The sequence below is a fragment of the Siccibacter colletis genome (assembly GCF_025914095.1).
GTDB lineage: Bacteria > Pseudomonadota > Gammaproteobacteria > Enterobacterales > Enterobacteriaceae > Siccibacter > Siccibacter colletis.
In genome coordinates, this window is the sequence record NZ_CP074352.1 from 938,364 (window position 1) to 950,617 (window position 12,254).

The 12,254-nt window shown below is 54.3% G+C and carries 11 protein-coding genes; 10 read left to right on the forward strand and 1 reads right to left on the reverse strand.

The genetic code is table 11. The annotated features are described in order from the left end of the window. Window positions 1-45: 45 nt before the first annotated feature. Window positions 46-624: a lipoprotein gene (locus tag KFZ77_RS04565; RefSeq protein WP_031524293.1), complete on the reverse strand. Its 579-nt coding sequence runs from the start codon at window positions 622-624 to the stop codon at window positions 46-48. 295 nt (window positions 625-919) lie between these two features. Here KFZ77_RS04565 and bolA point away from each other — a divergent pair, with 295 nt between their 5' ends. The 10 genes from bolA to KFZ77_RS04615 all read left to right on the forward strand — a co-directional run bounded on the left by bolA (window position 920) and on the right by KFZ77_RS04615 (window position 12,254). Next, window positions 920-1,237, forward strand: a complete 318-nt coding sequence (gene bolA, locus KFZ77_RS04570) for a transcriptional regulator BolA (protein WP_031524294.1) — start codon at window positions 920-922, stop codon at window positions 1,235-1,237. Window positions 1,238-1,578: 341 nt separating this feature from the next. Then, window positions 1,579-2,877 (forward strand): trigger factor, encoded by a 1,299-nt coding sequence (gene tig / locus KFZ77_RS04575; protein WP_264385553.1) that lies wholly within the window; start codon window positions 1,579-1,581, stop codon window positions 2,875-2,877. 300 nt (window positions 2,878-3,177) lie between these two features. After that, window positions 3,178-3,801 (forward strand): ATP-dependent Clp endopeptidase proteolytic subunit ClpP, encoded by a 624-nt coding sequence (gene clpP, locus KFZ77_RS04580; protein ID WP_031524297.1) that lies wholly within the window; start codon window positions 3,178-3,180, stop codon window positions 3,799-3,801. Between the two features lie 131 nt (window positions 3,802-3,932). Further along, complete coding sequence (gene clpX, locus KFZ77_RS04585) at window positions 3,933-5,207, forward strand: ATP-dependent protease ATP-binding subunit ClpX (RefSeq protein WP_031524299.1); 1,275 nt, start codon at window positions 3,933-3,935, stop codon at window positions 5,205-5,207. A 183-nt stretch (window positions 5,208-5,390) separates the two neighbouring features. Beyond that, entirely contained in the window at window positions 5,391-7,745 is a 2,355-nt protein-coding gene (lon, locus tag KFZ77_RS04590; RefSeq protein ID WP_031524301.1) for an endopeptidase La, read from the forward strand. Window positions 7,746-7,942: 197 nt separating this feature from the next. Further along, window positions 7,943-8,230 (forward strand): nucleoid-associated protein HU-beta, encoded by a 288-nt coding sequence (hupB, locus tag KFZ77_RS04595; protein ID WP_264385554.1) that lies wholly within the window; start codon window positions 7,943-7,945, stop codon window positions 8,228-8,230. 217 nt (window positions 8,231-8,447) lie between these two features. Continuing rightward, entirely contained in the window at window positions 8,448-10,322 is a 1,875-nt protein-coding gene (ppiD, locus tag KFZ77_RS04600) for a peptidylprolyl isomerase (protein WP_264385555.1), read from the forward strand. A 145-nt stretch (window positions 10,323-10,467) separates the two neighbouring features. Beyond that, the gene (locus KFZ77_RS04605; RefSeq protein ID WP_264385556.1) at window positions 10,468-10,848 is read left to right on the forward strand and encodes a ComEA family DNA-binding protein; all 381 of its coding nucleotides are present in this window, start codon (window positions 10,468-10,470) and stop codon (window positions 10,846-10,848) included. 100 nt (window positions 10,849-10,948) lie between these two features. Then, a complete protein-coding gene (locus KFZ77_RS04610; RefSeq protein ID WP_264385557.1) occupies window positions 10,949-11,347 on the forward strand; it encodes a YbgC/FadM family acyl-CoA thioesterase in 399 nt (132 codons plus the stop codon). An 82-nt stretch (window positions 11,348-11,429) separates the two neighbouring features. Further along, entirely contained in the window at window positions 11,430-12,254 is an 825-nt protein-coding gene (locus tag KFZ77_RS04615) for an MBL fold metallo-hydrolase (RefSeq protein WP_264385558.1), read from the forward strand.

Below are 12,254 nucleotides of genomic sequence, written 5' to 3' on the forward strand. Positions count from 1 at the left end.
AGGTGTCGTCACAGGCCCGGGCATGCCGGGCCTGTAGAGAAGTGATTAACGCGCGTTTTGCTTAATGAACTCATGGATAGCGGTATCCTGAGCCATGTCGGCAATGGTATCGGTCAGCACGCTGTTAACGGCATCGGCGATATTTTTGTTAGAGGCCTGCAGGGCACCTTCCACGCTGTAGCTGGCGCGGTAGTTTTTGTTCAGCTTATTGCCGTTGGCAGCGGTGGCGATGATGGCGATGTCCGCTTTAGTGGCAATGTTGTAACGCACGTTGCCCTGAGAAACATCGGCATACAGCTGGTTGACGATAATCTGCAGGTTAACCGCACCGTTCGGCCCAATCATGTAGCCGCGAGACGTCATCTGCTTCTCCAGCACTTCCTGCAGCAGGAAGCGCAGATCGCGTGACGCGGTCAGGGTCACCAGCTGATTATTACGGGTCACTTTCGCCAGCGCCTGATCTTTACGCTGATCGGCACCGTTAATGCTGACGGTGACGCCCATCAGGCTCGGGTCCTGCTGCGGCAGGGAGATTTTCGGCGAAACATCAATCGTGGTCGGCGGCGTGGCACAGCCGGCCAGCATGAACAGCGCAACTAACGGGAAAAGCAGTTTTTTTAACATGTTCGTGTTCTCGTAATTCCGTGTGCTATCAAAAAGAAAATTCCCGCCATCATAAACATCGCGTGCGGCGAGGGGAAGTGGTAAACGAAGCGAAATCATGGGATGACAACTTTTGTTGAATCCTCAGGAATGATGATTCCGCTGCGATTGAACCGGCATTTAATCTTAAAATTGCCGCGGATGAACCAGGACTCAGCCTTAAAATTTGTTGTTTTACGGTTAAATAACCGGTAAAAGCGGCTACCATTTTAACTACCAGGGCCGCATTTCTGCCTTGTCACAGGAGTAAACAGCCATGATGATTCGTGAGCGTATTGAAGACAAGTTAAGGGCAGCGTTAGAACCCGTTCATCTCGAAGTGGTTGATGAAAGTTATCGCCACAACGTACCGGCTGGTTCTGAAAGTCACTTTAAAGTGGTGCTGGTGAGCGACCGGTTTGTTGGCGAGCGTTTTCTTAATCGTCACCGCCTGATTTACGGCGCGCTGGCGGAAGAACTGGCGTCAACCGTCCATGCGCTGGCGCTGCATACCTATACCATTAAAGAGTGGGAAGGGTTGCAAAACACCGTTTTCCCTTCGCCGCCGTGCCGTGGTGCAGGCACTATCGCCTGAGGCCAGAATTTGCAACGACGGGAACTTTTCCAGTATGTTGCGGTAGAGAGTGGAATCTGAACGGCCTGCGGGCCGTTTTGTTTTGTCTGAATTTTTATGCCGTCTGATGTGATTCAGGCAGAAAACAACGGGAAGTGTGAAAAATGCCGCAGACTGGCGCGCTTGCGCTTCTCGACTCACCAGAGTGATGCCGCTATAATGCTGCGTCTAATTTTTCGGAATGTCTTCGGGATAATTCTGACGACAGGGAATGTGATTCTGATTCAGAGGGCATCCCGGTTCTGCGAAGCGGCTAGGGCTTCCAGAGTTGACCGAGCACTGTGATTTTTTGAGGTAACAAGATGCAAGTTTCAGTTGAAACCACTCAGGGCCTTGGGCGCCGTGTAACGATTACAATTCCTGCTGACAGCATCGAAAACGCTGTGAAAAGCGAGCTGGTCAACGTGGCGAAGAAAGTCCGTATCGACGGTTTTCGTAAGGGCAAAGTACCGATGAATGTCGTTGCTCAGCGTTATGGCGCTTCTGTTCGCCAGGACGTGCTGGGCGACCTGATGAGCCGCAACTTTATCGACGCGATCATCAAAGAAAAAATCAATCCGGCCGGTTCCCCGAACTACGTTCCGGGCGAATACAAACTGGGTGAAGATTTCACCTACGCTGTTGAGTTCGAAGTGTATCCGGAAGTTGAACTGAAGGGTCTGGAAAACATTACCGTTGAGAAGCCGGTTGTAGAAGTCACCGACGAAGACGTTGATGCGATGCTGGATACCCTGCGCAAGCAGCAGGCAACCTGGAAAGATAAAGACGGTGCTGTTGATGCAGAAGACCGCGTAACCATCGACTTCTCCGGCTCTGTAGACGGCGAAGAGTTCGAAGGCGGCAAAGCCTCTGACTTCGTGCTGGCGATGGGCCAGGGCCGCATGATCCCGGGCTTCGAAGACGGCATCAAAGGTCGTAAAGCGGGTGAAGAGTTCACCATCGACGTGACCTTCCCGGAAGACTACCACGCGGAAAACCTGAAAGGTAAAGCCGCGAAGTTCGACATCGTTCTGAAGAAAGTTGAAGAGCGCGAACTGCCGGAACTGACTGCAGATTTCATCAAGCGTTTCGGTGTGGAAGATGGTTCTGTTGCGGGCCTGCGTACCGAAGTGCGTAAGAACATGGATCGCGAACTGAAAGGCGCGGTGCGTAACCGTGTTAAAACTCAGGCGATCGAAGGTCTGGTTCAGGCTAACGACATCGAAATCCCATCTGCGCTTATCGACAGCGAAATCGACGTGCTGCGCCGCCAGGCTGCACAGCGTTTCGGTGGCAGCGAGAAGCAGGCTCTGGAACTGCCGCGTGAGCTGTTCGAAGAGCAGGCTAAACGCCGCGTGATTGTTGGCCTGCTGCTGGGCGAAGTGATTCGTACCCACGAGCTGAAAGCTGACGAAGATCGCGTTAAAACCCTGATCGAAGAGATGGCGTCAGCCTACGAAGATCCAAGCGAAGTTATCGAGTTCTACAGCAAAAACAAAGAGCTGATGGACAACATGCGTAACGTCGCTCTGGAAGAGCAGGCTGTTGAAGCGGTACTGGCGAAAGCGAAAGTCACCGACAAACCGACCTCCTTCAACGATCTGATGAACCAGCAGGCGTAAGCCGCTTTTTCTCAGAACGATCTGATAAAAAGCCCGTCACCGTCGGTGACGGGCTTTTTTTGTCACTTTTCGGTTTGTGCTGATGCGAAAACCGTGCCGGGATGTTAGCGTAACAGGAAAAGGTTGTTATGCTTGAAATAAGACAGGTTAAACCCCATTAATCGTTGGTAACCCAACGAATACTCTGACTGATAATCCGTCCGTGATGATTGTGAGGCACCACAAGCATAGTCATGCCTGGTCGTCTCAAGTAGAATCAGTGCAGCAGGCGACATACGAATATTTATCCAGGAGACGGAAATGTCATACAGTGGCGAACGAGACAATGTAGCACCCCACATGGCCCTGGTGCCGATGGTCATCGAGCAAACCTCACGCGGTGAGCGCTCTTTCGATATTTACTCCCGCCTGCTTAAGGAACGCGTCATTTTTCTGACCGGTCAGGTGGAAGACCATATGGCGAACCTGATCGTGGCGCAGATGCTGTTTCTCGAAGCAGAAAACCCGGAAAAGGACATCTACCTGTACATTAACTCTCCTGGCGGCGTGATCACGGCCGGGATGTCGATCTACGACACGATGCAGTTTATCAAGCCGGACGTCAGCACCATTTGTATGGGCCAGGCGGCCTCAATGGGCGCGTTCCTGTTGACCGCTGGCGCTAAAGGCAAGCGTTTCTGCCTGCCGAACTCCCGCGTCATGATTCACCAGCCGCTGGGCGGTTATCAGGGTCAGGCAACGGATATCGAAATCCATGCGCGTGAAATCCTGAAGGTGAAAGGGCGTATGAATGAACTTATGGCGCATCACACGGGTCAATCTCTTGAGCAGATTGAACGTGACACCGAGCGCGATCGTTTCCTGTCGGCGTCGGAAGCGGTAGAGTACGGGCTGGTTGATTCGATTTTGACCCATCGCAGCTGATGGGCAGGCCGCGTGAGGCCGCTATACTATAGTAAAGCTGGCGCCTCACTGCGGTTGAGTACAGCTTGCGCCTGTGAATAGCATTTGCGTCGTTGTGTGCGGCACAAAGAACAGAAAAGAGGTTTTGACTCATGACAGATAAACGCAAAGATGGTTCGGGCAAACTGTTGTACTGCTCTTTTTGCGGCAAAAGCCAGCACGAAGTACGCAAACTGATTGCCGGCCCATCCGTGTATATCTGCGACGAGTGTGTCGATCTGTGTAACGACATCATTCGCGAAGAGATTAAAGAAGTAGCGCCGCATCGTGAACGTAGCGCGCTACCGACACCGCATGAAATCCGTGCTCATCTGGATGACTATGTCATCGGGCAGGAGCAGGCGAAAAAAGTCCTCGCGGTCGCGGTATATAACCACTACAAACGTCTGCGTAATGGCGACAGCTCCAACGGTGTTGAGCTGGGTAAAAGTAACATTCTGCTGATCGGTCCGACCGGTAGCGGTAAAACCCTGCTGGCTGAAACCCTGGCGCGTCTGCTGGACGTTCCCTTCACCATGGCCGATGCCACTACGCTGACCGAAGCCGGTTACGTCGGTGAAGACGTTGAAAACATCATTCAGAAACTGCTGCAGAAGTGCGATTACGACGTACAGAAAGCCCAGCGCGGCATCGTATACATTGATGAGATTGATAAGATCTCCCGCAAGTCCGACAACCCGTCGATTACGCGCGACGTATCCGGTGAAGGCGTTCAGCAGGCGCTGCTCAAGCTGATTGAAGGCACCGTTGCCGCCGTACCCCCGCAGGGGGGCCGTAAGCATCCGCAGCAGGAGTTCCTGCAGGTTGATACCTCTAAGATCCTGTTTATCTGTGGCGGTGCGTTTGCCGGTCTGGATAAAGTCATCGCTAACCGCGTTGAAACCGGTTCGGGTATTGGCTTTGGCGCAACAGTAAAAGCGCAGTCTCAGAAAGCGAATGAAGGCGAGCTGCTGGCGCAGGTTGAACCGGAAGATCTGATCAAGTTTGGTCTGATCCCGGAGTTCATCGGTCGTCTGCCGGTGGTTGCCACCCTGAACGAGCTGAGTGAAGAGGCGCTGATCCAGATCCTGAAAGAGCCGAAAAACGCCCTTACCAAGCAGTATCAGGCGCTGTTCAATCTGGAAGGTGTGGAGCTGGAGTTCCGCGACGAAGCGCTGAATGCTATCGCTAAAAAAGCAATGGCGCGTAAAACCGGCGCGCGCGGCCTGCGTTCTATCGTAGAGGGCGCACTGCTCGACACGATGTACGATCTGCCGTCGATGGAAGAAGTGGAAAAAGTGGTGATTGACGACTCCGTGATCGCCGGGCAGTCCGAGCCGTTGCTCATCTACGGCAAACCCGAAGCTCAGCAGGCATCCGGCGAATAATTCGCCAATTCATACAGCCAGTTAATACAAAAATGGGGAGTTTAGCTCCCCATTTATTTTTCCTTCATTCCTGCCGTTGAATACTCGCGATACATCCCCATATACTGATTTACTTGTTAGCGGCGGCATGAGATGTCATGTGCGCTCCATAACCTGGCGGACACTAAACTAAGAGAGAGCTCTATGAATCCTGAGCGTTCTGAACGCATTGAAATCCCCGTATTGCCGCTGCGCGATGTGGTGGTTTATCCGCACATGGTCATCCCCCTGTTTGTGGGACGGGAAAAATCAATCCGTTGCCTCGAAGCGGCTATGGATCATGATAAAAAAATCATGCTGGTCGCCCAGAAAGAAGCGTCAACGGATGAGCCGGGCGTGAATGATCTTTTCACCGTCGGGACCGTGGCGTCTATTTTGCAGATGCTGAAACTGCCGGACGGCACCGTTAAAGTGCTGGTTGAAGGCTTACAGCGCGCGCGCATTACCACACTTTCAGACGACGGCGAGCACTTCAGTGCGAAAGCCGAATACCTTGAATCGCCGGCAATTGAAGAGCGCGAGCAGGAAGTGCTGGTGCGTACCGCTATCAGCCAGTTTGAAGGCTACATCAAACTCAACAAAAAAATCCCGCCTGAAGTGCTGACGTCGCTGAACAGCATCGACGATCCTGCCCGTCTGGCTGATACCATCGCTGCCCATATGCCGCTGAAACTCGCCGACAAACAGTCGGTGCTGGAGATGTCCGACGTCAACGAGCGTCTGGAATATCTGATGGCCATGATGGAGTCAGAAATCGATCTGCTGCAGGTTGAGAAACGCATTCGCAACCGTGTGAAAAAGCAGATGGAGAAGAGCCAGCGCGAGTACTACCTGAATGAGCAAATGAAAGCCATTCAGAAAGAGCTGGGCGAGATGGAAGATGCGCCGGACGAAAACGAAGCGCTGAAGCGTAAGATCGACGCGGCCAAAATGCCGAAAGAGGCCAAAGAAAAGGCCGAAGCCGAGCTGCAAAAATTAAAAATGATGTCGCCGATGTCTGCGGAAGCAACCGTGGTGCGTGGCTACATTGAGTGGATGGTGCAGGTTCCGTGGAATGCGCGCAGCAAGGTCAAAAAAGACCTGCGTCAGGCCCAGGAAATCCTTGATACCGACCACTACGGCCTGGAGCGCGTGAAAGACCGCATCCTCGAATACCTCGCAGTCCAGAGCCGCGTTAACAAAATCAAAGGGCCGATCCTGTGCCTGGTAGGGCCGCCGGGGGTGGGTAAAACCTCTCTGGGTCAGTCCATTGCCAAAGCCACCGGGCGTAAATACATCCGTATGGCGCTGGGCGGCGTGCGCGATGAAGCGGAAATCCGCGGTCACCGTCGTACTTACATCGGTTCTATGCCGGGTAAACTGATCCAGAAGATGGCGAAAGTGGGGGTGAAAAACCCGCTGTTCCTGCTGGACGAGATCGACAAAATGTCTTCGGATATGCGCGGCGACCCGGCTTCTGCACTGCTGGAAGTGCTGGATCCGGAACAGAACGTGGCGTTTAACGATCACTACCTGGAAGTGGACTACGATCTGAGCGACGTGATGTTTGTCGCCACCTCGAACTCCATGAATATCCCGGCACCGCTGCTGGATCGTATGGAAGTGATTCGCCTGTCTGGCTACACCGAAGACGAAAAGCTGAACATTGCTAAACAGCACCTGCTGCCGAAGCAGATTGAGCGTAACGCGCTGAAAGCAAACGAACTGACGGTAGACGACAGCGCCATCGTCGGCATCATTCGTTACTACACCCGTGAAGCGGGCGTGCGTAGCCTTGAGCGTGAGATCTCCAAACTGTGCCGTAAGGCGGTTAAACAGTTGCTGCTGGAAAAATCCAGTCAGCACATTGAGATCAACGGCGACAACCTGAAAGACTACCTCGGCGTGCAGCGCTTCGACTACGGTCGTGCCGACAGCGAAAATCGCGTGGGTCAGGTGACCGGCCTGGCGTGGACCGAAGTGGGTGGCGATCTGCTGACCATCGAAACCGCGTGTGTACCGGGCAAAGGCAAGCTGACTTATACCGGCTCGCTGGGCGAAGTTATGCAGGAGTCTATCCAGGCGGCGCTGACCGTGGTCCGTGCGCGCGCTGAAAAACTCGGCATCAACGGCGACTTCTACGAAAAACGTGACATTCACGTTCACGTTCCGGAAGGTGCTACGCCGAAAGATGGCCCGAGTGCGGGTATCGCCATGTGTACCGCGCTGGTCTCCTGCCTGACCGGTAACCCGGTTCGTGCTGATGTTGCCATGACCGGTGAGATCACGCTGCGCGGTCAGGTTCTGCCGATTGGCGGCCTGAAAGAGAAGCTGCTGGCAGCGCACCGCGGCGGCATTAAAACCGTGCTGATCCCTTACGAAAACAAGCGCGATCTGGAAGAGATTCCGGATAACGTGATTGCCGACCTGGCAATTCACCCGGTGAAACGTATCGAAGAGGTGCTGACCCTGGCGCTGCAGAACGAGCCGTCGGGTATGCAGGTGGTCACCGCGAAATAGTGACCTGACGCAAAATGCATCAATAAAAACGATGCTGGCAGGTGAAATCTCACTTGCCAGCATTTTTTTGTGCCGCTAATTTATGTGGCGGTCAGGCCGGGTTTAATCTTTTCCTGGTGTTGTAAGGGCATGAGAGGCCTGCTATAACTGCTCCGCGGTCGCGCTGTGATGGGTACAGACGCGATATATATAATAAAGTGAGGAAGAGAAGAGTGAATAAATCTCAACTGATAGACAAAATTGCCGCAGGTGCTGATATTTCCAAGGCTGCGGCTGGACGTGCGTTAGATGCGTGGATTGCTTCTGTTACTGAATCTCTGAAAGCCGGAGACGATGTAGCCCTGGTTGGTTTTGGTACTTTTGCTGTTCGTGAACGTGCTGCCCGCACTGGCCGCAACCCACAGACTGGTAAAGAGATCACTATCGCAGCCGCAAAAGTTCCGGGTTTCCGTGCTGGTAAAGCGCTGAAAGACGCGGTGAACTAAACCACTTTCCTCACACGAGGCAAGTTACTGACGAGGGCGCATCATCTGATGTGCCTTTTTTATTGCCTGAATAAGACTTTCTGCACGATGTGGGCTGACATTTGCCCCGGTTTCTTGTCACAATAGCTTTTTTGCGCGCAGCGGCAGCCCTGCTCTTTGCAGGGTGGACGGTTATTGTGCGGGATTACAGTCACCTACAGCGGAGTGTTGTTACACCATGATGGACAATTTACGCGCGTCGGCTAACCACGTCGTGCTCAAAATCATTCTGGGTTTGATTATCGTGTCATTCATTCTGACTGGCGTGGGTAACTACCTGATTGGCGGTAACACGAACTATGCCGCAAAAGTGAACGGCCAGGAGATTGACCGCGCCCGGTTTGAAGGCGAAGTTGCCCGCGAACGTACCCGTCTGCAAAACCAGCTTGGCGAGCAGTTCTCGGTGCTGGCAGCGGATGAAAACTTTATGAAATCCCGACGCCAGCAGGTGCTTAATCAGCTGATCGACCAGACCCTGCTGGACCAGTACGCCAAAGAGCTGGGCCTCGGCATCAGCGATGAGCAGATCAAAAAGGCTATCTTCAGTACGCCGATGTTCCAGAATAACGGTAAGTTCGACAATGAGCGTTTCACCTCGCTGTTGGCAGCTAACCAGATGACACCGGATACCTACGCGCAGGGTCTGCGCAACCAGTTGCTGAACCAACAGGTTGTGAATGCGGTACTGGGCACCGACTTTACCCTCAAAGGCGAAGCCGATGAGATTGCCGCCCTGGTGTCTCAGCAGCGCGTCATGCGCCAGGCCACTATTGACGTGAAAGCCCTGGCAGCGAAGCAGCAGACGAGCGAAGAAGAAGTTAACGCTTACTATACCCAGCATAAAAATGATTACCTGACCCCGGAACAGTATCGCGTCAGCTATATCAAGCTGGATGCCGCAGAGATGGCCCAGCCAGCTACCGACGCCGACATTCAGGCTTATTACGATGAGCATAAGGATGAGTTCACCACCCCGGCTCGTCATCGCTACAGCGTGATTCAGACCAAAACCGAAGAGCAGGCACAGCAGGTGCTGGACGCTCTGAAAAAAGGCGGTGATTTCGCCGCGCTGGCCAAAGAAAAATCTACCGATATCATCTCCGCGCGCAACGGCGGCGATATGGGCTGGCTGGAAGAATCTACCACCCCTGACGAACTCAAAAACGCCGGTCTGAAAGACAAAGGCCAGCTCTCAGGCGTGATTACTTCCTCTGTCGGCTTCCTGGTAGCCCGTCTTGACGATACCCAGCCGGCGCAGGTTAAACCGCTGAACGACGTACGCGATGCCGTCACGGCAAAAGTGAAGCAGGATAAAGCGCTGGATGCTTACTTTGCGCTGCAGCAGAAGGTGAGTGAAGCCGCCAGCAATGACAACACTTCTCTGCAGGCTGCCGAGCAGGTTGCGGACGTGAAAGCGGTGCAGACCGGCTGGTTCAGCCGCGATCAACTGCCGGAAGAGCTGAACTTCAAGCCGGTTTCCGATGCGGTGTTCGGCGGCGCGCTGCTTGGCTCCAACGGCGCTCCGGGTAACAACTCCGACATCATCACGGTGGAAGGCGATCGTGCGTTCGTGCTGCGTATTACCGATCACAAAGCCGAAGCGGCGAAACCGCTGGACGAAGTGCGCGCCCAGGTAACCGAAACCGTCAAGCTGAACAAAGCGCAGCAGCAGGCGAAGCAGGATGCACAGAAACTGCTGAGCGCACTGCAAACCGGCAAAGGTGATGAGGCAATGAAAGCCGCTAACCTGAGCTTTGGCGAGGCGAAAACCGTCGGCCGTAATGCCGGTGACCCGGTAAGCCAGGCGGCATTCAACCTGCCGATGCCAGCTAAAGGCAAGGCGAGCTACGGCGTAGCGGACGATGCGCAGGGCAACGTCGTCCTGCTGGCGCTGGATGAAGTACGCAGCGGCACCATGCCAGAAGAGCAGAAGAAAGCCATGACTCAGGGCCTTGCCCAGAACAATGCTTCTATTGCTTTCGACGCTCTGATGCAGAACCTGCGTAAAGAAGCCAAAATCAAATATGGCGACATGGCCGATCCGCAACAATAACGAGACGCCTCGCACGTTTTGTGCAAGCTGATGCAACACCCAAAGGCCGCTTTCGCGGCCTTTTCCATTTCTGAAATCTGCCTTTTGCCCCGTCTCGTTGCCTTCGCTATCGTGACCGTGCTGTCAACAAACAAGGAGATACAGCATGAAACGAGGAATCAACGCATTTTTACTCTCGCTGGCAATGATGATGGGCACCGTCGGCTATACAGCTCACGCAGCGCCGTCTGCGGCAAAAAACGAAGCGACGCAAACGCGCCCTGAATCTTCAGGCGGCGCGCAGGCGAGTAAGTCGCAGACAGCGCAGGATAGCGTCCTGAAAGCGAGTGAAGAGGGGGTAAATATCAACACCGCCACCGCAGATGAACTGGCACAGGCGCTCAACGGCGTGGGCGGTAAGAAAGCGCAGGCCATCATCAGCTATCGCGAAGAGTATGGTCCCTTTAAATCGATAGACGATCTCAAGCAGGTGCCTGGGATGGGCGATGCACTGGTGGAGCGTAACCGGGCCTGGATCAAACTCTGACTGACGCGCCTTGCAGAGTTGCCATACTTTGCCAGGCTAGAGAGGTCATACCAGTTGTATGACCTCTGACCCTATTACAACAACAGGAAGGTTTGGCGCTATGCAGACGCAGATTAAAGTTCGCGGTTACCATCTCGATGTTTATCAGCACGTCAACAATGCCCGGTATCTTGAGTTTCTCGAAGAGGCGCGCTGGGCGGGGCTGGAAAACAGCGAAAGCTTCCACTGGATGATGGCGCGCAATATTGCCTTCGTGGTGGTGAATATCAATATCAACTACCGCCGTCCGGCGCTGCTGGGCGATCTGCTGACTATCCGCAGTTCGGTACAGCAGCTGAACGGCAAGAGCGGTGTGCTGAGCCAGATTGTCACGCGTGAATCAGAGAGTGATGTGGTCGCCGATGCGCTGATCACCTTTGTCTGTATCGATCTCAAGACCCAGAAGGCGTTGCCGCTGGAGGGCGAGCTGCGTGACAAGCTGGAGCTGATGGTCGCCTGAACCGCCGCCTCGCCTGTGTTATTGCCCTGGCGCTTCTATACTTCACTGTTCTTTCAGGCGATTTTTCAGGCAGAGGAGCGGTATGCGAATTCATCATCTGAACTGCGGCTGTATGTGTCCACTGGGCGGCGCGCTGTATGACGGTTTCAGCAAGGGAGTGCATGCGCACCTTATCTGCCACTGTCTGCTGATTGAAACCGATCGTGACGGACTGGTGCTGGTGGATACCGGTTTCGGCGAGCAGGATATCACGTCGCCGACGCGTAGATTGCCCGGTTTCTTTCGTCTGCTGAACAATATCCAGTACCGTCGCGAGCTGACTGCGCTGCATCAGATCCAGCAGCTTGGCTTTCAGGCTGCTGACGTCAGGCATATTATCCTGACCCATCTCGACTTCGACCATGCCGGTGGTATCACGGATTTCCCGCAGGCGCGGCTCCACGTCATGCAGGATGAAATCGCCACGGCAAAGGCGCAGCGCACCTGGCTCGATCGTCGGCGCTACGCTGACAGCCAGTGGCGAACACAAGATGGCTGGCACGGTTACGCTCCTGGCGGTGAGTCGTGGTTTGGTTTTGACGCGGTACGCGACCTGCACGGGCTGCCGCCGGAAATTCTGCTGATCCCGCTGCCGGGCCACACGCCAGGCCATGCGGGGGTTGCCGTTCAGCATGCGAATGGCTGGCTACTGCACGGCGGTGATGCCTGGTTCTATCGCGGAGAAATGGAGCCGCAGTACCGCTGCACGCCGGGGCTGCGTTTTTATCAGTGGATGATGGAAAAGGACAGGCAGACGAGGCTGGAAAATCAGCAGCGGCTACGCGCGCTGGCGCAGCAGCAGCAAGCAGGGCTCACGCTGTTTTGCAGTCATGATGCAAAAGAGTATGAGCGCCTGCTGCATCGTTAG